This window comes from Cyanobacterium sp. HL-69 (assembly GCA_002813895.1).
In the GTDB taxonomy this organism is placed as follows: Bacteria; Cyanobacteriota; Cyanobacteriia; order Cyanobacteriales; family Cyanobacteriaceae; genus Cyanobacterium.
In genome coordinates this window covers 2617758-2639630 of sequence record CP024912.1, presented here as the reverse complement: position 1 = coordinate 2639630, position 21873 = coordinate 2617758, and the positions used below count along the sequence as shown (strand labels likewise).

Genomic DNA, 21873 nt, shown 5'->3' with positions numbered 1-21873 from the left:
GATTATTTTCATCTTCTATAATGAAGCAAATTAGGGCAGTTCAGGTAGTGTAGTTTTCCGTACATTGATTTATTTACCTAGGGTTTGATTTGTTTTGTATCCCATACATTTTTTAATCCAAATACAATAAAAAAACCAAAGTGACTCACAAGATTAACAAAAAATAACAATGATCAGTTAGAATTAAGGCAACTATAAATAATCATTACAATAAGTTAAAGAGTATATATGTCTCTCCCCATTCGCAATCTTGCGATTATTGCCCACGTTGACCACGGCAAAACCACCCTCGTAGATGCTTTATTACAACAGTCTGGAATCTTCAGAGAAGGAGAAGAAGTTCCTACCTGTGTCATGGATTCTAATGATATAGAAAAAGAAAGAGGAATTACAATTCTTTCCAAGAATACTGCTGTACGCTACAAAGATACATTAATTAATATTGTAGATACCCCTGGACACGCCGACTTTGGCGGTGAAGTTGAACGGGTTTTAGGAATGGTTGACGGTTGTGTATTAATCGTCGATGCCAACGAAGGCCCCATGCCTCAAACTCGTTTTGTACTTAAAAAAGCTCTGGAAAAAGGTTTACGCCCCATTGTAGTTGTTAATAAAATTGATCGCCCTAACGTCCACCCTGACAGGGCTGTGGACAAAGTATTTGATTTATTCGTAGAATTAGGTGCAGATGATGATCAATGCGATTTCACCACCCTTTATGCTTCTGGTTTGACTGGATTTGCTAAAAATAAAATCGACGATGACAATGTTGATATGCAGCCTTTGTTTGAGGCTATCTTACACCATGTTCCACCCCCAGCTGGAGATCCTGAAAAACCTTTACAATTGCAAGTAACTACCCTCGATTATTCTGACTATTTAGGCAGAATCGTTATTGGTAAAATTCATAATGGTAAAATTGAAGCAGGACAACAGGCTGCTCTAATGAAAGAAGACGGTACCATGGTTAAGGCCAGAATTAGCAAACTGTTGGGTTTTGAAGGTTTACAAAGGGTCGAATTAGAAGAAGCAAGCGCTGGTTATATCGTTGCTGTGGCAGGATTTACCGATGCCAATATTGGTGAAACTATTACCTGTCCAAATGAACCTCAAGCATTACCTTTGATTCGGGTTGATGAGCCTACTTTGAGAATGACTTTCTCTGTTAATAACTCTCCTTTCGCTGGATTAGAAGGTAAATTTGTTACTTCTCGTCAAATTCGCGATCGCCTCGACAAAGAGTTACAAACTAATGTAGCTTTAAGAGTAGAAGATGGAGAATCCGCTGATCAATTTATTGTTTCAGGAAGAGGAGAATTACACCTCGGTATCCTCATCGAGAATATGCGTCGTGAAGGTTTCGAGTTTCAAGTATCTCAGCCTCAAGTAATTTACCGTGAGGTAAATGGACAACCCTACGAACCTTTTGAATACCTTGTTTTAGACGTACCCGAAGAAGCCCAAGGCTCTTGTATCGAACGCTTAGGACAACGTAAAGCGGAAATGCAGGATATGCAATCAGGGGATAATGGACGTACTCAGTTAGAATTTGTCGTCCCTGCCCGTGGTTTAATTGGTTTCCGTGGTGACTTTATTCGTATGACAAAAGGCGCTGGTATCATGAACCATAGTTTCCATGAATATCGTCCTTTGGTGGGAGATTTAGAAACCCGTTACAACGGTGTCCTTATCTCCTTTGAAGAGGGTGTTTCTACTTTCTACGCCATGAAAAATGCTGAAGATAGAGGAGTATTCTTTATTCATCCTGGTACCAAGGTTTACAAAGGCATGATTATCGGTGAATGTAACCGCGCCCAAGATGTGGAGATTAACGTTTGTAAAACTAAGCAGTTAACTAACCACCGTGCGGCAACAGGGGATGAATTAGTACAATTACAAGCTCCTGTGGAAATGAATTTAGAACGCGCTTTAGAATATATCGGGCCCGATGAGTTGTTAGAAGTAACTCCCGAATCTATTCGCTTACGCAAAGTTAACACCAAAAAGTTAGTTAAGCGTTAAATTTTACTGTCCATTAATTGTCTGAGGGTTAACAATATTGTTAACCCTTTTTTATGGGCATTTTTTAAATTATCAATGGCTCTTATCTTGCCATTATTCTTTCTTGGTTTAGGGTTGAAGGAGAAAGATGACCATTGTTATGATTGTTATGGCTATGATAGTGTTTTGGGTGTTGATAGGCTTCTGGGGATGAAAGTTTATTCTGTTGCAATAATTCAAGGTTAAATCGATAACCCACATTACGTACCGTTTGAATTAAGTTAGGTTGTCGAGGGTCAATTTCTATTTTTTTGCGCAATGATAATACATGGGTGTCGATAGTGCGTTGATTTTCGATCGCCTCTGGCCAAGCTCGACGTAGTAATTCCGTTCTACTAAGGGCTGTTCCTTGGGCTTGGGTCAAGACATAGAGTAAACTGAATTCTTGGGGAGTTAGGTCGATAAATTCCCCTCTAAATTCTACTCTTCTTTGGACTAAGTCTATTTTTAGATCTCCAAAATCGAGAATGAGGGGAGCGTTATTAACTCGAAAGCGACGGAGTAGGGATTCAACCCGGGCTAAAAATTCTTGCATTCCAAAGGGTTTTTTGATGTAGTCGTCAGCCCCTGCTTTTAAACCATTGACCACATCTTTCTCTCCTATTTTTGCGGACAAGACTAAGATGAGGGTTTGTCTTGATTGGGATAACCAACGGCAAAATTCTACCCCGTCACCGTCTGGTAAGTCTGAATCAATAATCATTAGGGTAGGCGGATTTTGGGTGAGGTTACTTCTTGCCTGTTGAATAGTGCTATATTGATGGGTGATGTAACCCGCTTGTTGTAAGTGCCATCCTAGGAGCGATCGCAAATGGGGATTCCCTTCAACTATGGATATGTAAATCACTTCCGCTTTTCCCAATGTCTTGAAATTTTAATATCTTAAGGATAACCTAACCAATTATCAAGATACTGTAACACAGGCTACCTAGAACTCTGTAATCACGAAATTAATACAAATCTCCGCTTTCTTGGAGAGAATGTAACCTTTGATAAATACCTCCTTGGCGAAGTAACTCCTCGTGATTACCTACTTCTGCAATTTTGCCATTATCAACCACAATAATTTTATCCGCTTCCCTCACGGTGCTAAGACGGTGGGCAATAATAATGGTAGTACGGGTGCCAAAAATAGATTTCATTGCCAGTTGAATTTCCCTTTCTGATTCATAATCAAGGCTGGATGTGGCTTCATCAAATATCAATATATCTGGGTTGACAATTAATGCCCTTGCAATGCCCAATCTTTGTTTTTGTCCTCCTGATAGTCTTACTCCCCTTTCTCCGACGATGGTGTTATATTTATCGGGTAGTTTTTGGATAAAATCATCCACACGGGCGATCGCACAGGCTTGTTTCAACTCTGCTAAACTAACATTAGGATTACCATAGGTCAAATTATCCACAATACTACCGTTAAACATATCCACCTCTTGATGCACAATAGCCATACGGCGACGATAACGGCTAATATCAAAGGTTTTAATATTTTGACCATCCAAAAAAATTTTTCCTTCCAAGGGGTCAAAATAGCGAAATAAGAGCTTAACCAGCGTAGATTTACCAGACCCCGAACGTCCTACCAGTGCCACAGTTTGATAAGGTTCAACCTTAAAATTGATATTGTCTAACACCAAACTATCAGGATGATAACCAAAGGAGATATTTTGAAACTCCAATTTTCCCGTAAACTCATAGGGATTTTTAGGTAAATATTCAGGAATCAAACTAGAAGCATCCTGCCCCGCAGGTAGATTCAGAAACTCATGGAAACGAATCATGGACGCATAACGACGGGCAAATACCTCCGCCAAATTACTCAAAGGCTCTAATTCCGCATAAGCCATACTGGCAAGGGTGTAGGTGGTGATAAAATGTCCTAAAGACATTTCCCCCCTAAAAGTAGGAATCAGTACCCCTAAAAAGACGAGAAACAGAGATAGTTGCACCACTGTGCGATTCCATGTGGCTAATTTTACGTAACCTAGATGGATTCGATTGATAACTACTTTATATTCACGGTTAAAGCGTTTATTTTGCCTTGCCAATTCCCTTGATTCGGTGGCAAAAGCCTTAACAGTTTTAATGTTAGTAATTATTTCTGATGTTCTACTTTCAGTATTTTCCTGATGAGCATCTAATTTTTGCTCTTGAATAATCAACTTTTTGAGATGGAAAAAAGTGAGAACTAAAATCAAAGAAAAAGAGACAATAAAACCCACTGCCAACCATTTTTCTATCAGTAAAATAATAATAAAAATACCGAATACCCTAATGAGTTTTGGAATAAATTGCCCCGCAATTTCTGGATATGTCCAAGTATGGTTAGAAATTCCCCTCGCTATTCTCCCCGCTATCCTACCTGGGTTATTTTCATCATAAAATCCGAGGGGTAGGGTGAGAATTTTTTCGATAACTTTTTGGGAATAGTCTCTTCTTGATTTTAAAGTAATTTCCCAGTGATACCAAGAGCCAATCCAAGGCTGTATGGGCGCCCTAGCCACAGCTATCACGAAAATAAACCCACACAATACTATCAGGTTAATGGTTTGAGGTTGATTTGATAAATTTAAGAATGTGGCAATAGAGGTAATAATTTTTTGTAAAAAAACATCTACTTCATTCCCTGATATAACGTTTAATATTTGACCTATTAAATAGGGTACTAAAAGATCTATTATTTCAAATAGTCCTGATGCACCAATACTAAAAAATACTGTTAATTTATATTTGTCGTAATACCCTATTAAGTCTTTGAATGATGCCATTTTTTTTAGTTTATTTAGGGCTTAATAAAACAGATAATCTTTAAGATTAGAAATGGGAATTAGGTAATAATTTTTATGATGTCAATACCTAATGTTGATAGTAATAAAAAGTTCAATAAATAGAAAATATTTCCTTTTAAATTATATACTATTACCCCTGTTGTTTAAGAGAAACACAGTCCTAAACACAATAATAAACCACTAAGAAAATGGAAATTAACAGCAATAAATTTACTGTTTTTAATTTTTTCTGGTTGAGCGTGATATTGATTGACATGGTTAATTAATTGATAGGCAACGGGAAAACTAAACCAAATTAATAAACATTGTTGGGGTAATTGCCCCGTAAATACGAAAATTGTACTTAGAAGATAAACGAGGGCAACGGAAATTATTAGCACATTTGCCCCTGTTTTTGTGCCGAGGCGCACGATAGGGGATTTTTTACCTGCTTTTAAATCATCTTCTACTTGGTGAAAATGGGAGCAAAAAAGAATAATAGAGGTAGAAATGCCAATAATACTGGAAATAACTAAAGAATTAAAATAAAATGACTGATTTTGACTATAATAGGCAGATGCGATCGCCATTGGTCCAAAAGTAAAAAAACAGATAATTTCCCCTAACCCTTGATAACCAAGACGAAAGGGAGGCCCTTGGTAGGTGTAACCCAAGAAACAACTCACAAGGATAAGCCATAATACCGTCCAATCTTGTTGCCACCAGTTGATAAGGAAAATACCTCCCAAACCAAGGAGTAAAATAATGTTAGCAATCCAAAAGACAAGGGTTTTATTCCCCGTGAGATTGACTACCGAGTGATGTTTATTAACGTCAATGCCCGTGTCAGCATCAAAAACATCGTTAGTGAGATTTAACCAAGCAATAATGGCGATCGCACTTAACAAAAAAGTGATATAAATAGAAAGATTAATAGTACCCGTGGCATAGTAAGCCAAAGCAGTACCAAAACTGATAGGAATGACAGCGACAGTGTACATAGGAGGCTTAATCGCCGCTAACCATAGCTTCCTTTTTTTATGTTGCTCAGGCCCGGTGATAGGATTAGTAATCGTCATGGTTACTTATATTCGATAAAATAGACAATGATTAAAGATTGGTTTTGTTACAGTTATTAATCTCCGCCAAGGTGGGGCATATGATTAAAACCAGATTTTAGTTAACATTTCTATAGATACCATCAGTTATCCTCTGAGGTTAACAATTTAATATAAATATTTATAATTTTAAGTGTTATGCCGGTCATTCCCGATAACCATTTTTTAACCGATTACTCTCAAAAACTCAAAGAATTAATTTTTTTATCCCACCCTGTCACAGATAATGACGCACAAATTGTATCTATTTCTCAGGAAATAAGTCCTATGGATTTATTGGTTTTTCTTGCCATGTTAAAACCAGAAAATCAAGTGTCTTTCTACTGTGAAAATCAAAGAAAACAAGAGGCTGTTGTTGCTATTGGGGCGATAAAAAGTTTAGAGGTAAAAAATGAAGGTGGGGAGGTGAATGGGGGTTATAATCGCTTTGAGCAATGCCAAAATTTTATAGAAGATAGTAAGGGTAAAATAATCTTTGAAGATAACCTAGATAGTCAAAAAATTCCTTACTTTTTCTCTTCTTTCAATTTTCTTGAACATAGTTCAGATAGTTATCAGGCTTTTCCCCAAGCCAAAATATTCATTCCTTATATACAGTTAGTAAAAAAGGCTAATAGTTATCTAGTAATTGTTAATACTTTTTATCAAAAAAATGCCCCTGAGCTAAACTTAATTAAGCAATATTTAAAACAAGACTTTAGTCAAAATATACTACATTATTATCATCGAGTTCACCATTCTCAATGTACCCCTTGTCGTTATACCTTAGAAAAATCTGACTATCATAATTTTACCGATAAAGTTAATCATAGCCTAAAGGCGATCGCCTCGGAAAAACTAACTAAAATTGTTGTCGCCCATGCCCTAGAAATAAAATTAGAAGACAACTTCAACATCACCAAATCCTTAACCAACCTCCGAGACAATCACCCCGACTGTTACATCTTCTGTGTCGGTAACGAAAAAGAAGAATTTTTCCTTGGGGCAAGTCCAGAAAGACTATTATCTATACAAGATAGACAATTAGTAACCGATGCCCTTGCAGGTTCAGCACCAAGGGGCAAAAGCGATTATGATGATAGTTTATTGGGGGAAAATCTGCTCCATAGTGAAAAAGAAAAAAGAGAACATCAGTTTGTGAGTGACTATATTTTTGAGAAACTCTCTATCATGGGTTTAAGCCCCAAAAGAGCATCACTACAACTATTAAAACTATCCAACATTCAACATCTTTGGACACCCATTTATGCTGAAATCATAGAAGAGCGTAATCCACTGGAAATTATTGCCCAGTTGCACCCTACCCCCGCTGTGGCAGGTGTCCCCATCGATATAGCCTGTGCAGAGATTGAAAACTATGAAAATTTTGATCGCTCTTTGTATGCTGCCCCCATTGGCTGGTTAGATACTAATGGTAATTGTGAGTTTATTGTCGGTATTCGCTCGGCACTCATTCAAGGTAATCGTGCTAGATTATATGCTGGGGCTGGAATTGTCGCAGGTTCAAAACCAGAGCAGGAGTTAACGGAAATTGAGCTTAAATTTCAAGCTCTTCTACAAGCCTTGGTGTAGTAAATTAATTGGCATTGCTGATTTTGAGTATGAAACATTATTGAATTACAGTAAATATATAGTATTAAAACTATTATTACTATTGCCCATTGCCCATTCCCTGTTGCCAAACTAAACTAAAAATCATACCTTAATTCACCAACGCCAATTAATTGAACATATAATCGAGGTAAGCCGAAAGTAACCCGTCACCATAAAACAAGGTAATAATGGCACCTACTACCAAAAAAGGGCCAAAAGGCATGGGTTGCCCTTTCTTTAAACCTCCAAGGGCGATCGCACTTAGTCCGAAAAAAGTACCCACTAAACAAGCCAGAAAGCCCGTTATAAGAACATTTTGCCATCCTAACCATACCCCAATCATCGCCACTAATTTGGGATCTCCTCCTCCCATGGCAGGTTTACCAAAAACAAAAGTACCCACAATTAAAATGGCATCAAATAACCAGATACCAATTACCGCACTTAAAATGGCAGTGAACAAAAATTGACTAGCCCCCGCAATGCCATTATGAAGAAATCCCAAAGCAGTTTGAAAAATTAAACCCACCACCAGCCCCGTTTGGGTTAAAACATTGGGCAAAGTTAAAGTATCGAAATCGATAAGGGCAAGGGAAATTAACCAACTGACAAAGATGAAATAACCTAACGTCAGCCAAGAGATACCAAATTGTAAAAAGATAAATACAAATAATAACCCCGTTATCGCCTCAACCAATGGATAGCGAAAAGAAATGGGAGTTTTGCACCAACGACATTTTCCCCCTAACCATAACCAACCAAATACAGGTACATTTTCCGTTATTCCGAGGGGATGCAAACAATGGGGGCAACGGGAGGGGGGATGAATTAGGGAAATTTTGGCAGGGAGGCGATATATGACTACGTTTAGAAAACTACCAATACAAGCACCTAATACGAATACTATTAAATTTACCAAATAAGGAGCGATCGGCATATACTTTTCATCAACAAGATAAAAGATTATTAACTATTTGAGAAAATGGTAACATTATCCTTATTCATACACTTAAAAATATGTCTATTTGTAAAAAACTCAACATGTAGTATTCCTATTCCCTTCCCAGACTAGACTAGACAACAAAAAATCATAGAGGATTAGCATCTAAAAGGTATCAATCGGTGGCAAGAAGAAAAAAAAAATCTCCCGTAATCAAAGGCATTGTCTGGGGTAGCGTCCTGATTTTAACCGCAGGGGCTTCAGCGATGGTGGGAATGTCCGTGGCTTTAAATGGGGAACTTCCTTTTGATATGGAAGCAATTTGGCAAAAAATAGACGGTGTCAGACAAGCTGGTTTAAGTGCTTTATGGCAAAGAAAACTCGAACGTCCTGTTAATATTTTAGTGATGGGAGTTGACATTCAGCCGGGGGTTGATGCAAATTCAGATCAAAGATTTTCCGCCCGTAGCGATACTATGTTATTAGTGCGTTTAGATCCTCATAGTAATAGTTTAAATATGTTGTCTATTCCTAGGGATACTAGGGTTAGACTTCCTAATGGTAATTGGGATAAAGTTAACGCTGCCAATGCTATTGGGGGAATTGATTTAACCAAGAGGGTATTACAAAATAATTTCAATAATATTCCCATCGATAAATATGTGCGCATTACCACCGAATCGTTTAAGGAGTTGGTTGATGCAGTGGGGGGGGTTGATGTTTATGTACCCATGGATATGGAATATAGCGATCACACTCAGGGATTATATATTAATCTAAAGGAAGGACAACAGGTATTAAATGGAGATCAAGCAGAGCAGTTTGTGAGATATAGGGGAGATAATTTGGGGGATATTGGTAGGGTAAAAAGACAACAAATCATATTACAAGCCATAAAAAATAAATTACAATCCCCCATGGTAATTATTCGACTACCTCAAATTTTAAAGGTGGTGGATAAAAACGTTGATACCGACTTAACCAACGGAGAAATTATCACTCTGATGTCTTTTGCCAAAGGATTAGAGCAAAATGGTTTTAATACTACCCTTTTACCCGGGCGCCCTAGTCAACCATGGGAATATCGTCTTAGTTATTGGCTAATTTCTGAAAACGAAAAAAATCAAGTAATTCAACCGTATTTAAATCGATAAATCATTTGGAGAATAGGGAATGGGCAATGGGGAATGGTAATAATATAGACAGTATAATAGAGCCTAACATCTGCATTTTTAAAATACTTCATGAACGAAAATAACTCTACTAAAAATATTTTTCCCATCTCTCCTTTAATTAGAATTACCCTGCTAAGTTTATATTTTGCCCTCACTACTCCCTTACCTTTTTTAGCCAAAACCACAACTTTACCCATTCCTCAATGGTTATTTTGGGTGGGTTTAGTCGTCGGGGCTTTTTTAGTTTATACGGTGATGACAGAAAGGGTAATTTTAGATGAAGAAGGCATTAAAGTTACATATCCTAACTGGGCAAAACTCATTTGGCGTAAGGGTTGGAATTTGCCATGGAAAGAAGTAAAAGCGTTAAAAATGCGTACCACAGGACAAGGGGGCATGGTATATTATTTTACTACCGATAAGGGCGATCGCGCTTATTTATTACCCATGCGAGTGGCGGGATTTGCCAAAATGGTGCGTATAGTACAAAGCAAAACAGGCATTGACACTACCGATGTTTATCCCCTTGCACAACCTTGGATGTATTTTTTTCTCCTTGGTTTTACCTTCTTCTTACTCTTAATTGATTCTTGGGCTATTGTCACCGCAATCAGTATGGCATAAAAAAAGGGGGTAGTTTTACCCCTTTCTTTCTCGGTGAAATATTCTTACTCTTCGGTTTCGTCTTCATCCTTGGTGGGATAAACAAAACTGTTGGAGTTGCCAGTTAAGACGGATTTTCCTAAAGATAGTGCTTTTTCTGCTTGGAATTTAGCTTTTCTTTTCCAATGGGCTTTACGTTGATCTCTTTTAGATTTAGATGTTTTCTTCTTAGGTACTGCCATATCTTTTAAATAATATTTATACTTAAACTTTACGTTTACACAACCCTACCATTTTAACCATAGTTGTTATGCCATGGCAATGTTATTGGGTTTGATGAAAAAGTATTTTGGGGAAGGTGGGGAATAGGGAATGGGCAACGGGGAATGGTAAACAGCCTTGTTTTTAAAGGTTACAACATAATATTTAGGGCTCTATAATCAGATAATTCGTTGAATAACTTGCTCTATTACCATGGCTGTCCATGCTATATCTTCTTTGGTGGTATGACGATCTAAACTAATTCTAATACCTTTTACGGCTTCATCTTCACTGTAACCCATGGCAACGAGGGTATTTGATGGCTGACTTTTACCGCTGTTACAAGCTGATCCTGCACTTATGCCGATACCTGCAAAATTTAATTCTCTGACCATTTTACGCCCCGTAAGTTGCTTTGAATCGGAGTTTATGAGAAAACTAGCATGATGGGGCAAACGGTGTAATAAATCCCCTGTAAACGCTAAATAAGGACATGGGGATAATAGTTCAAAAAGATAATCTCTTAATTCTCTAAGTCTAAGGCTTTCGGATTCTAATTCTTGTTGGGCGAGGTGAGACGCTAAACCCATAGATGCGATCGCACCTAATGCCTGTGTACCAGATCTTAACCCTTTTTCCTGACCACCGCCACCCCCAGAAGGCTCTAATTTTACCCCTGCACGGATATATAAAGCCCCTGCCCCTTGAATGCCGTAATATTTGTGGGCGGAAAGAGATAATAAATCTACTCCCAAATCCTCTACATCAATGGTTAAACGCCCTGCCACTTGTACCGCATCGGTATGGAATAAAACCCCGTTACTTTTGGCAATGGTGGTTAATTCTTTGATGGGTTGAATGGTGCCTACTTCGCTTTGTCCGTAAATAATTGATACTAAAACAGTATTATCTTGGATGGCTTGGGCTAAGTCTTGGGGGTTTACTCTTCCTTTACGGTTGACGGGTAAACGGGTTACTTGCCACCCTTTATCCTCTAACATCTGGGCAGGAAGGGCGATCGCACTGTGTTCCACCGCAGATATAATGATATGTTGGGGGGTAGCATATTGAGAAGTAATACCAAAAACTGCCAAATTATCCGCCTCCGTACCACCTGAAGTGAAAATGATAGAATCAGGAGAAGGTGCATTAATAAAAGACGCAACCTGCCATCTGGCTTTTTCCAGCGCCAAAGTAGCCCTTTCTCCCCAGCGATGTAAACTAGAAGGATTACCCCATCCCTTTTGTAATATTTCCTGCATCAAATTAATTACCTCCATACGAGGGGCAGTAGTGGCACAGGAATCAAGGTAAATCTGCATAGAAGGATTATATTGAGGGGAATAATAGATTTAGTTTCTACTACTATTTTAACTATCCTGTGAAGGATTTTCAGCATACATAGCATTGATAGCGAACAATTTTTGACAAAATTTTTGTCTCACAGATTCAGGGGCGATAATTTCGCAATCATTCCAATAGTTGCTTATTTCCCTAAAAAACCAAAAAGTACTCCACACATTACGAATAATTAATCGAGATGGAGGACTATCTTCTATGTCACCTTTAAAAATATCGTCTTGTTTAATTTCTTCTTTACTGTAAGCAAAAGCTAATCCTCGGTAAACTTTAAATTGGACTTCAATCGTATCTAAGTCAGGCTGCCAAGATAATTCTACGGGAGTTACTACGGCTTCCTGAATGCGATCAAGTTTGAATGTCCAGTTATGCTTTAATTCTATGATGTCTTGATTCCCTTCTGTTTCTTGACAGGTACACACTAGATATTGATGTTTTTCTATTATTCTTAATTGTCCGTGGATTACGGTAAAATTCCACAGTCTTTCGGAAGCGTCTTGATAAGTCAATTTAAAGGGTTGCTGTCTTTTTATAAAGTTTTCTATATTTTTACGCCATAGGGGTTTAGGTTTATCTAAAAATTGCTCTATCTCACGGCTAGAAAATATATTTTTAAATTCGCTTCTTTCTATTAATATTTTGGCGATTTCTTCGGCTTCTAGGATAAATCCGAAGTCTAATAACAGTTTTCTTGCTTTTTCTAAGGTTTCTATCCTCTGATTATTCCAATCATTATTGACGGCTATTTTTAATTGGTTAAGGGCGATCGCCTTTATCAACTTCGATACATTAGGTTTATCCCCCCAAGTCTTACCAAACTCCAAAGCCAAATTTTCTAGGGCTTTTTTTTCTTTTTCATTGATAGACAGAGTTATGGCTTGATTTTTTCTAGTCATATATTTATACGGACACTATATATGTGCATTTGTGGTAATTTCTATCTTAATGAATTATTATGACAATATAAGTGATTTACGGACAGTATTTAAGGAAAATATGAACTTAGAATTGCTGAAAGAAAAACGAGAAGAAATCATCAACATAGCCTCAAAGCATGGAGCATATAATGTGCGTGTATTTGGCTCGGTTGCAAGGGGAGAAGCAGACGAAAAAAGCGATATTGACTTTTTGATTGATTATGACATAGATAAAATTACCCCTTGGTTTCCTGTGAGGTTAATTAGAGAATTGGAAAACCTTTTAGGTAAAAAAGTTGATGTTGTCACCGTTAATGGGTTGAAACAACGTATTAAAGAGCGGGTTTTACAGGAGGCAATTAATTTATGAGAGACGACACAGAAAGAATTAAGGATATTCAAGAATATATTGAAAAAATAGAAAAATATGTTGTTAGAGGAGAAAGAGAATTTTATGAAGATGAATTAATACAGACGTTGATTATCCATAATTTACAAATTATCGGAGAAGCCAGTCGGGCAACATTTGAGCAATTTAAAGCAAAATATTGTCAACTTGATTGGCAAGATATGGCAGATTTTAGAAATTTAATCGTTTATGAATATTTTAGAGTTGATTTAGGTGTTGTTTAGGAAATAGCGGAAAATGAATTACCAAAATTAAAACAACAAATTAACGATATTTTACAAGATATTTAAACCGTCAAAGTTATGTATCAAATCAAATTAAAACCAGTTTATTCTTGCCCTGCTGATGATATTCCCCAAGATATTAATTTACCTGAAAACTGGTCTTTATCTTGGCATCAATTAGAAACTTTTAAAGCCCTTAATAATCCTAATATTGATGTTATTTTTAATATAGCAATGACGGGAGATGGTAAAAGTTTAGCTGCTTATTTAGATACTTTACAAGGAGAAAAAAAAGAGCAATTTCGTTATATTTTAGCTTTATATCCTACCAATGAATTAGCAAGAGATCAACAAGCACAAATTAAGCACTACATTGACTTATTTAAATCTAATAATGAGCCTCGTATAACTCGTTTAAGTGGTGCAGATTTAGAAATTTATGCTGAAACAGAAGAAATCAGAAAAGAAGAGGCGATCGCAACTAAAATTGAAAATTCAGAGATTATCCAAACGAATCCAGATATTCTGCATTATCTCAGAAAAGGGGCTTATTTAATACCAAAAGACCGTCCTGATAAATTATGGAGTCCTCTGGATAATAAATTTAATTTTTTTGTGTTTGATGAATTTCATATATTTAATGCTCCGAGCATCGCTAATATTATAAATACAATGTTATTAGTGCGTCACACTAATCGAGATAAAAAATATCTTTTCCTTTCAGCAACTCCAGAAACCCAAATAATTGAAAGATTGCAAAAAGTAGGGTTTAATTGCCAAGTAATTGATCCTTATCAAGAACAAAAATATCAATTTCCTGATATCCTAGAAAAATGCCCAGAATTAGCAGCAAAAAAATGGCGTAAAGTAGTTGGTACAATAGATTTCATTTTTATTCCTTTAGAATCTTCTTACAATGCCTCAGAAAATTGGATTAAAGAAAATAAAAATCTCATTTTATCTCATTTTCAAAAACATCAAGGATGTAAAGGTGCTATTATTCTTAATTCCATCGCTTCTGTTAAACGTTTAACACCTTTATTACAAGAATTTTTATCTCCTTTAAAAGTTCAAGAAAACACAAGTTTGACAGGTAAAATAGACAAAGAAAAATCTTTACAAGCTGATTTAGTTATTGGTACTAGCACGATTGATGTTGGGGTTGATTTTAAAATTAACTTTCTGATTTTTGAATCCGCAGATGCAGGAAGTTTTATTCAAAGATTGGGTAGGTTAGCACGACATGATGGCTATGAAAAGAAAGGGGAAATAATTAATTTTGACAATTTTACTGCTTATGCTTTAACTCCTAATTTTTTAGTGGAAAGACTATTCAATGATCAAAATAAAAACTTAGAACAAAATGGTATTTATGATCGACCTTTTTTTCATGATCAAATTAGAAATAATTATCGTATAATTAATAACTTTGAAGGATATTATCAACGTTGGGCAGGAGTTTTATCAGTATTGCTTAGTAGTAAATCGGGATTAGGACATAAAACCATTGAACAACAATTTGCAGGTAGTAAAGAGGCATTTAAACAAGATTGTGAAACGGTATTTAATTCTAGTCTCAAAAAAACCGCTTTTTGTATGAGAAAATGGGGAGAAGAATGGCAACAATTATCAGGTAAAAAAGGTAATCCCATCGTTGAATCTGCTATTAGTTTTAGAGGTTCAAATGAGCTTCAATGTGGTTTATATGATTTGACAGAAGTTAATGAATGCGATCGTTTTAAAACCTATAATTTACCTAGTATCTTAAGCAATTTAGACATTGAACCGATCACCGAATCTAAATTTAAGCAACTTTTAGAAAAAACTAAAGCTAAAACTAATATACCGATTCCTAAAGGGCGTTTTCGTCATTGTTTAGGCTTTATGAACTTAAATTGTTATCGAGAGGAAAGATTAAATTGGAAATTTACCTATAGTAGTGACTTAAAGGCGATCGCAAATTCTTGGAAAGTAACGGTTTTATCTGGTATCCAAGTCTATCAACCTGATAATTGTTGGATTAATGAGATTAACAAACGACTAAAAATACAAGGATTAGTTAGTTACGTCGTGCCTTATTCCATATGGGAGGTTAAAGGGCGTTTACAATTACCTATGCACTTTGAAATATATCCGATGGATGAGGTAGGCACAGATGAAAAACCCCCCTATGCGATCGCTTTTGGGCAATCGGCTTTACTTCTCGACACTTTAGCATATCGTTTAAAAAATAAAAGAGGTGAATCATGGATTTGCTAGAGTTTCAATCCCTGATAGGTATAGACGTAGGAATTCTTTGCTCCCAAATATGGCTGGTGAAGTCACTAATCAACAAAACACGACAAATTATTGAAGAGTATTAATTATTTTATATTTTCTCTCTTCTGTTCTAAATAAAACAATAAATTTGGCAATCTAAAATTATGGCTAAAAAAAGCAAAAATCCTAACTCAGAATCGAATCAACTACAGCTTGATTTAGACAACAATCACATTCAAAAGGATACCTTTACACAAGAGGAAGAATTAATGAATTACGATGAATTTGAAGATTATGACTATGATGATGATGAATTTAATTTAGGTGATGAGTGGGAAAATAGCGATCGCACCATCGCACCTCCAAAAAGAGAATTAATTACCCTTAAACTTTTACAAGAAGCGATTATCAAACAAAATCCTGATGATATTGTCATGGCAGATTTTGCCGAATATGTATTGCCTAATTTGTTGAAAGTTGCTGTCGGTGTAACTGCTAAAGGGGGGAAATGGATTGAGAAGAAGTTAGCCGAAGGAATTAAAAGTAAAAGGGCATTAAGTGATCAATCTCTCAATACTCATCTTTTAAATGGCTTATTTCCTGCTAATTTAATTCAAAAAGAATTACAGAAATTAGACACCACCATTAGACGAGTCATCAAAGAAAAAGAAAGACGATTATCAACAGCAGGTTTCATTCTTCATGACTTTGAAAAATTTGATTATAGTCGTTTCCCTGAAATGCCCCAAAAATATATCGACTTGCAAAAAGAAGAAAGTAAAAAAATCAGGGATTTATCCGTTGCCCAACATCGGGAAATTATTACCGTTATCATTAAATATCTTAATCTCGATCGACTCATTGATCCAGAAAATTCAGACAGCTACTTAGAATATTTAGACGATATTTTATTCATAGCTTATAACACTCAAACCCGTTATGACACCAACTGGAATTTATCCAGTAATAGCGACTTAACACCGAAATTAACAGGAGATAAATTAAACTCCCTCGCTTATTTATCCTGTTTAGCAGATCGTTTTGCGTCAATCATCAAACATCCCCAAGACGCATTACAGCCAAGTATTAACGATTTAGTTGGGCGACTTAGTAATCGACAGTTAAAACTTTCCTATCATAGTATTGCCGAAAATAGAGGTGTTTTAACCAATATCCTTAACAATGCTTTAATCGATGCCCACACTAATCTCAATACAAACGAACAAAAATACTATTATCCTTTACTTTATTTACCCACAGGAGTAGTTTATTTGTGCGATCGTCATGCACCTAATATCAGTAAAGATGATATTCCCTTATTAGTTGTTGATAAGATTAAATCTCTTTGTAGTGATGAACTCAAAAAACGTCAAACAGGATTTAACCGTGATGGTAAAGGCATTAAGTATCCTGATTATTATGAGCTATTCTTTGATGATATTAGTTTAATGGAAGTTGCCCTCGATGCAACCATTAAGATTCTTCACGATAAAAAAACCCCTGTTTCCGCTAGTCGTAGTGAAAATCTAGTTAAATTTCAGCAACAAGAAATTTTACCTAGTTGTTATAACTTTCAATTCTCTGATGATATTAGAATTGATCGAATAGCTGAATTTGGCGATACAATAACTCGTAAAATTTGGGGAACAAAAGTAGAAAAAATCACAGAATTAATTAAAGAAAATAAAGCTCAAAGGAAAAACAATAAAGACTTACCTGAACTTCCTAATCTTGAGTTAACATCTGAAGTATTAATTCAAAAAATTGTTGAATTTTGGAACTTATCTGAGCATTTACCTGCGATTAATAGTATTCAAAATATTAATCAAAAACTAAGGGATAACAACTTGAACGGAAACACTGGAGGAGTTCCTTATGAATGGTACTATTTAGCCGTCAAATATTTAGAAAAAAATCAAGGAATAGAAAATATTAGAAACCCTTGCTTAGAATTAATTGAATATTTAAAAACCATAATTAATCCTATAAAGGAAAAATATAATATTGATGATGGTTGGCAAGATTTAAAATCATGGGTTACACAAGTAATAATGTTACCTAAAAAAGAGTCAAAAAATATCATTAATCATAAGTTGTTAGAGGAGTTAAATAATTATCAACTAGCAAAAAAATCAGGGCGTGGCAAACAACAAATTTGTTCTATTTCTCATTCAGCTTATACCGTGACAGAACAAAGAGAATCCGCCGTTTTATTCATGCCTCAAGTTTATACTAATAAACAAATGTTAGGAGGTTCCAATGCAACAAGAAATATATCTAGTATTGCAGGACTAGAGATGATGTTAAGACAAATTTTAATGAGTCAAACTCAAGCTATTGGTAAAAACTTTGAAGAAGCAAAATATCGCTATCTTTACTTTTATCCGACCTATTATTGTACTCCTGAAACTAACACATTTTTACATAAGGCTTATGATAATATTCGGCAAACTCGTTTTGATACTGGTATTCGTAATCATTTCATTAGTAAAGATTTACAGGCAGATTTTAGTTTAGAGAATTATCAAACTATGGACATTTTCCATTTAGATAATGATAATTCTAAAACCATAGATAAAACCTTCAAATTATCCTATCCTGAAAATCAACCTTTAACATTTTATTTCATTGCATTACCCCCAGAAAAAAAAGGAAAAGAAAAAAAAGTAAGTGATACTGAATCATGGATTATGCCCACATGGTTAGGTTTTGCATTTCCTATGATTTTAGATGTAAAAGTAGCCGTTTCTGAGTCACCAATTCCACCCTTTATTGATGGTTCAGAATTTCATGAAACGGTCTTTTTAGATAGTCCACCTATTAGCATCAAAAGTTTAGCAAAAAGGGATAGATTTCGTCTTGATTATATTTTAGAAGGTTGGCAAGAAAATCATAAAAATTATGCTTCTCCTTTAAATATTCTCACGGCTTCTTATGCTATCCATCTTGATGTTAATGCTAGACAAACTAAAAATGGTTATGACCCGAATTGGGGTAAGTTAACCGAACTTGCAAGGGATTTAGAAACCACTCCTTTAATGGTTTTTTCTTATCTCAATAAATGGGTTCGTAAACAAAAATTAGACAGCACAGGAATTAAGAAAATTAAGCTCTATGCTTATCATTTTTATCCCTGTTTTGATCCATATATAATCTTTCATCCTGAAAAAGAGGAATTTATTATGCAAATAGAATCACCCTTTAAATTTAACCTTACTTTATCGCAAATTTTATCGAGCTAAATCTAGTAAAGGAAATCCCATTAAAGCGAATGCCATTCTTAAACCTATCGATGAAGCAGCCGATGTTATTTTAACTGTCGATAAAGCTATTTCAAAAAATGAAGAAGCCTTAATTTATGAAGTGGGTGCAAGAATTTTTAAGTTAATGCAAAGAGTACATTCTTCTACTGCCGAAGGACGTTGGATTATTGCGAAAAAAGATGAAGAAAGACAAGCTATTTTAGATTTTGCTAATTACTTTGTAAAGGAGGTTTTATTTGGGGCATTTAAGGGCGATCGCGCCCGTCTAGCAGGGCGACAATTAAATATTATTCGAGACACTTGCGAGTTTCTTTATCGCTTAGAAAATGATAAAGAATTTCAACAAAAACAATCTCAAGAATTAAGTAAAAATAATGATAATTCAGAAGAGTAATAATCAATGAAGTTCAGTCATTTTTATCTATTCATCAACTAACAAATTTATTAACAAACTAAGGAGAAAAACTATGTCTTTTTTAAATACTATCGATTCTAAATATTTTCACAGTGAAATTTCTTATAAACCCATGGGAAAATACGTTCATTTTCTTACTATTCGAGTTACAGAATCTTATCCCTTATTTCAAACTGATGAAGAATTAAATAAAGCCAGAGTTAGTGTAGGCATTGAAGATAAAACTCCCATTACTCGCCTTGCCATGTTTAAGAGAAAACAATCATCCCCTGAGCGTTTGATGGGGCGTGAATTGATGCGTCATTACGGTTTTATGACAGCAGAAGAATGCGAATATAATGTCAAGTTTGCCATGGATAACCCTGACTCGATTATATATGGATTTGCTATTGGTGATTCTGGTTCAGAAAAATCGAAAGTTGTAGTTGATACGGCTTTCTCGATTACTTCTTTTGATGAATCTCACGAAACTTTTACTCTTAATGCTCCTTACGAAAACGGCACAATGGCATCCAAAGGAGAAGAAGGAAGTAAACCGGGTGAGGTAACAAGTCGAATTAATCAACAAGATCATATTAAACCACAAATATTTTTTCCCAGTATTATCACTCTAAAAGATCCTACTGAAGCAAGTTTTTTATATGTTTTTAATAATATTTTAAGAACTCGTCATTATGGAGCCCAAACTACTCGCACAGGTAAAGTGAAAAATGAATTAATTGGAGTTATTTTTGCCGACGGTGAAATCGTTAGTAATCTACGTTGGACACAAGCCATTTATGATCATTTAAAAAAAGACAATAAATTTAATGATATTGATCCTTTAAATGAAGATGATGTTATGAAATCTGCTCAAGAGGCGATCGCACATTTAATGAGAGATGAATTTATCGTTCACACCGATTTTATAGGTGACTCTTTCAAGGAACTATTAACAGAGATAAAAGCAATTATTACTGACGAAGAGCAATTAAAAGCAGTGTTAAAACAAGCTGACGATGAAACCAAAGCCTATGCGAAAAAACATATAAAAGGCAAGCAAGAAAATAAGAAAAAAACGACTAAAAAATAAAAAATTTGTGGTGGGTAACACCCACCACAAACCATTAAAAAATAAATTAAAATTATTGCTATGACAAATATTTATCGCTGTGAAATTGAACTTCACGATAATCTTTACTATGCTACCCGTGAAATAGGGAGATTATATGAAACAGAAGCAATATTACATAATTACAGTCTTTGCTATGCTTTAGGATTTGTTGATAGTAAAAAATATAAAACAACTGTTGATGAGGAAAATTCATATACTTATTTTTGTGCGGAACAAATTCCCAAGTATAAACAACATTTAACCTTTTTAAATCAACAGAGAATTTATGTTACTCCAGCAAGAAGTCTTTATCATACATCTGTACTGAATACATGGAAATATGCTAACAATAATTATCATGTAGAAATGGAAAAAACTCAAAAAAATATTCCTAGTTTTGGGAGAAATAAAGAAATTGCACCAGAAAGTAAATTTGAGTGTTTTATTATTAGTAATAACTCCTTACGAAAAGATAGTGCTTCTCATATTTGGCAATGGAAATTACCTAAATTTATTAGATTGGGCAAATGGATGAGTAAAGCAGAAATTAGCATTCAAGAAATTCATACACCACAAATGAAAAATGGAGATTTTACTTATATTTACCCTCTTAATCCTTTAGATGTAATGTTTACGAATGAATTAATCAGTTATGACGTAGTTAATATGCCTCCCGTTAGCCTAATAAAAAATGTCACCATGAAAGGGGATTATTATCAAATCAGTCTTGATGAAAACTCTAAACAATTGATTAACATACCAGTAAATATGAATTATCGTTTTGAATAATCAGGTCATAACTATGAAAATTATCGATCAAACTCAATCTTACACCTTTAGCAAATACTTTGACATGAAGATTGAAGTTAGAGATTTGGCTGAAGAATTTGGTTACAATTTTTCTCGAAATGAACTTAATTTACCACAATTTCAAGGAGAATTAAATCGAATTAATGATACAAAAGAAAGAATAAAAGAAATTTTACCCTATGTTTCTCTCAATAGTGAAACGGCAAGGAGAGAAATGTTAATTTCTCCAATTATTTTTGATTTGATTCACTATACAAAATCAGAAGTCAGAATTGAGTATTCAGTCAAAGTTAATGAACAATTACAGGGTTATTTTGATTATCTAATTGAGAAAGAAAAACAACTATTAGTAATTGAAGCTAAAAAAGCAGATTTAGATTATGGTTTTACACAGCTGACATCTCAATTAATTGCTTTAGATCAATGGGAAAAAATGAGTAGTCAAGAGATATTAATAGGTGCAGTTACGACGGGCAATATTTGGCAATTTGGGCGTTTAAATCGTCAGAAAAAACATATTGAACAGGGTTTAAACTTATATCGTGTACCAGATGATTTAGAACCGTTAATGCGTATTTTAGTTCAGAGTTTAATTTAAATAATTA

18 protein-coding genes and 1 pseudogene are annotated in these 21873 nt (G+C 35.1%); 12 read left to right on the top strand and 7 right to left on the bottom strand.

All coding sequences use genetic code 11. The annotated features are described in order from the left end of the window. Positions 1-228: 228 nt before the first annotated feature. On the top strand, positions 229-2022 hold the full coding sequence (gene typA, locus AA637_RS12240; protein WP_446682992.1) for a translational GTPase TypA: 1794 nt from the start codon (positions 229-231) through the stop codon (positions 2020-2022). Positions 2023-2104: 82 nt separating this feature from the next. On the opposite strand, the gene AA637_RS12235 is transcribed toward typA, so the two are convergent. From AA637_RS12235 to menA, 3 genes are all read right to left on the bottom strand, one after another. Beyond that, complete coding sequence (locus AA637_RS12235) at positions 2105-2908, bottom strand: response regulator transcription factor (protein WP_446682991.1); 804 nt, start codon at positions 2906-2908, stop codon at positions 2105-2107. A 103-nt stretch (positions 2909-3011) separates the two neighbouring features. Beyond that, on the bottom strand, positions 3012-4829 hold the full coding sequence (locus AA637_RS12230; protein ID WP_446682990.1) for an ABC transporter ATP-binding protein: 1818 nt from the start codon (positions 4827-4829) through the stop codon (positions 3012-3014). A 164-nt stretch (positions 4830-4993) separates the two neighbouring features. After that, the gene (gene menA / locus AA637_RS12225) at positions 4994-5908 is read right to left on the bottom strand and encodes a 2-carboxy-1,4-naphthoquinone phytyltransferase (protein ID WP_446682989.1); all 915 of its coding nucleotides are present in this window, start codon (positions 5906-5908) and stop codon (positions 4994-4996) included. Between the two features lie 177 nt (positions 5909-6085). On the opposite strand from menA, the gene AA637_RS12220 reads away from it, so the two are divergent. Continuing rightward, positions 6086-7519 (top strand): isochorismate synthase, encoded by a 1434-nt coding sequence (locus AA637_RS12220; protein WP_446682988.1) that lies wholly within the window; start codon positions 6086-6088, stop codon positions 7517-7519. 148 nt (positions 7520-7667) lie between these two features. On the opposite strand, the gene AA637_RS12215 is transcribed toward AA637_RS12220, so the two are convergent. Continuing rightward, on the bottom strand, positions 7668-8477 hold the full coding sequence (locus AA637_RS12215; RefSeq protein WP_446682987.1) for a prepilin peptidase: 810 nt from the start codon (positions 8475-8477) through the stop codon (positions 7668-7670). A gap of 185 nt (positions 8478-8662) precedes the next feature. Here AA637_RS12215 and AA637_RS12210 point away from each other — a divergent pair, with 185 nt between their 5' ends. Beyond that, positions 8663-9634 (top strand): LCP family protein, encoded by a 972-nt coding sequence (locus tag AA637_RS12210; protein WP_446682986.1) that lies wholly within the window; start codon positions 8663-8665, stop codon positions 9632-9634. 90 nt (positions 9635-9724) lie between these two features. Beyond that, positions 9725-10279: a hypothetical protein gene (locus AA637_RS12205; RefSeq protein WP_446682985.1), complete on the top strand. Its 555-nt coding sequence runs from the start codon at positions 9725-9727 to the stop codon at positions 10277-10279. Positions 10280-10323: 44 nt separating this feature from the next. Here the strand turns inward: AA637_RS12205 and rpmF are convergent, their stop codons facing one another. From rpmF to AA637_RS12190, 3 genes are all read right to left on the bottom strand, one after another. Then, entirely contained in the window at positions 10324-10500 is a 177-nt protein-coding gene (gene rpmF, locus AA637_RS12200; protein WP_069790316.1) for a 50S ribosomal protein L32, read from the bottom strand. A 198-nt stretch (positions 10501-10698) separates the two neighbouring features. Continuing rightward, entirely contained in the window at positions 10699-11841 is a 1143-nt protein-coding gene (locus AA637_RS12195) for a cysteine desulfurase family protein (protein ID WP_446682984.1), read from the bottom strand. Between the two features lie 48 nt (positions 11842-11889). Continuing rightward, the gene (locus AA637_RS12190; protein ID WP_446682983.1) at positions 11890-12774 is read right to left on the bottom strand and encodes a WYL domain-containing protein; all 885 of its coding nucleotides are present in this window, start codon (positions 12772-12774) and stop codon (positions 11890-11892) included. 100 nt (positions 12775-12874) lie between these two features. Here AA637_RS12190 and AA637_RS12185 point away from each other — a divergent pair, with 100 nt between their 5' ends. The 8 genes and pseudogenes from AA637_RS12185 to AA637_RS12150 all read left to right on the top strand — a co-directional run bounded on the left by AA637_RS12185 (position 12875) and on the right by AA637_RS12150 (position 21866). After that, positions 12875-13165 (top strand): nucleotidyltransferase family protein, encoded by a 291-nt coding sequence (locus AA637_RS12185; protein ID WP_446682982.1) that lies wholly within the window; start codon positions 12875-12877, stop codon positions 13163-13165. Beyond that, positions 13162-13428 carry a HepT-like ribonuclease domain-containing protein gene (locus AA637_RS12180; protein WP_446682981.1) on the top strand — a complete coding sequence of 89 codons (267 nt, stop codon included), beginning with the start codon at positions 13162-13164 and terminating at the stop codon, positions 13426-13428. The genes AA637_RS12185 and AA637_RS12180 overlap by 4 nt, the downstream gene beginning before the upstream one ends. A 78-nt stretch (positions 13429-13506) precedes the next feature. Next, positions 13507-15687 carry a type I-D CRISPR-associated helicase Cas3' gene (cas3, locus tag AA637_RS12175; protein ID WP_446682980.1) on the top strand — a complete coding sequence of 727 codons (2181 nt, stop codon included), beginning with the start codon at positions 13507-13509 and terminating at the stop codon, positions 15685-15687. A 164-nt stretch (positions 15688-15851) separates the two neighbouring features. Next, positions 15852-18929 (top strand): type I-D CRISPR-associated protein Cas10d/Csc3, encoded by a 3078-nt coding sequence (cas10d, locus tag AA637_RS12170; protein ID WP_446682979.1) that lies wholly within the window; start codon positions 15852-15854, stop codon positions 18927-18929. Between the two features lie 16 nt (positions 18930-18945). Beyond that, positions 18946-19344: pseudogene (gene cas10d / locus AA637_RS12165) on the top strand (type I-D CRISPR-associated protein Cas10d/Csc3); the annotation flags it as partial. A gap of 73 nt (positions 19345-19417) precedes the next feature. After that, positions 19418-20437 carry a type I-D CRISPR-associated protein Cas7/Csc2 gene (gene cas7d, locus AA637_RS12160; RefSeq protein ID WP_446682978.1) on the top strand — a complete coding sequence of 340 codons (1020 nt, stop codon included), beginning with the start codon at positions 19418-19420 and terminating at the stop codon, positions 20435-20437. Positions 20438-20497: 60 nt separating this feature from the next. Continuing rightward, complete coding sequence (gene cas5d, locus AA637_RS12155) at positions 20498-21247, top strand: type I-D CRISPR-associated protein Cas5/Csc1 (protein WP_446682977.1); 750 nt, start codon at positions 20498-20500, stop codon at positions 21245-21247. 13 nt (positions 21248-21260) lie between these two features. Continuing rightward, positions 21261-21866 (top strand): hypothetical protein, encoded by a 606-nt coding sequence (locus tag AA637_RS12150; protein WP_446682976.1) that lies wholly within the window; start codon positions 21261-21263, stop codon positions 21864-21866. Positions 21867-21873: the final 7 nt, after the last annotated feature.

What these genes read in the sequence shown, in the direction of transcription:
- rpmF (WP_069790316.1), bottom strand. Translation starts at nt 10,500, where the DNA reads ATGGCAGTACCTAAGAAGAAAACATCTAAATCTAAAAGAGATCAACGT.
- AA637_RS12185 (WP_446682982.1), top strand. Translation starts at nt 12,875, where the DNA reads ATGAACTTAGAATTGCTGAAAGAAAAACGAGAAGAAATCATCAACATA.
- AA637_RS12195 (WP_446682984.1), bottom strand. Translation starts at nt 11,841, where the DNA reads ATGCAGATTTACCTTGATTCCTGTGCCACTACTGCCCCTCGTATGGAG.
- AA637_RS12220 (WP_446682988.1), top strand. Translation starts at nt 6,086, where the DNA reads ATGCCGGTCATTCCCGATAACCATTTTTTAACCGATTACTCTCAAAAA.
- AA637_RS12230 (WP_446682990.1), bottom strand. Translation starts at nt 4,829, where the DNA reads ATGGCATCATTCAAAGACTTAATAGGGTATTACGACAAATATAAATTA.
- typA (WP_446682992.1), top strand. Translation starts at nt 229, where the DNA reads ATGTCTCTCCCCATTCGCAATCTTGCGATTATTGCCCACGTTGACCAC.
- cas3 (WP_446682980.1), top strand. Translation starts at nt 13,507, where the DNA reads ATGTATCAAATCAAATTAAAACCAGTTTATTCTTGCCCTGCTGATGAT.
- menA (WP_446682989.1), bottom strand. Translation starts at nt 5,908, where the DNA reads ATGACGATTACTAATCCTATCACCGGGCCTGAGCAACATAAAAAAAGG.
- cas7d (WP_446682978.1), top strand. Translation starts at nt 19,418, where the DNA reads ATGTCTTTTTTAAATACTATCGATTCTAAATATTTTCACAGTGAAATT.
- AA637_RS12205 (WP_446682985.1), top strand. Translation starts at nt 9,725, where the DNA reads ATGAACGAAAATAACTCTACTAAAAATATTTTTCCCATCTCTCCTTTA.
- AA637_RS12150 (WP_446682976.1), top strand. Translation starts at nt 21,261, where the DNA reads ATGAAAATTATCGATCAAACTCAATCTTACACCTTTAGCAAATACTTT.
- cas10d (WP_446682979.1), top strand. Translation starts at nt 15,852, where the DNA reads ATGGCTAAAAAAAGCAAAAATCCTAACTCAGAATCGAATCAACTACAG.
- cas5d (WP_446682977.1), top strand. Translation starts at nt 20,498, where the DNA reads ATGACAAATATTTATCGCTGTGAAATTGAACTTCACGATAATCTTTAC.
- AA637_RS12190 (WP_446682983.1), bottom strand. Translation starts at nt 12,774, where the DNA reads ATGACTAGAAAAAATCAAGCCATAACTCTGTCTATCAATGAAAAAGAA.
- AA637_RS12180 (WP_446682981.1), top strand. Translation starts at nt 13,162, where the DNA reads ATGAGAGACGACACAGAAAGAATTAAGGATATTCAAGAATATATTGAA.
- AA637_RS12215 (WP_446682987.1), bottom strand. Translation starts at nt 8,477, where the DNA reads ATGCCGATCGCTCCTTATTTGGTAAATTTAATAGTATTCGTATTAGGT.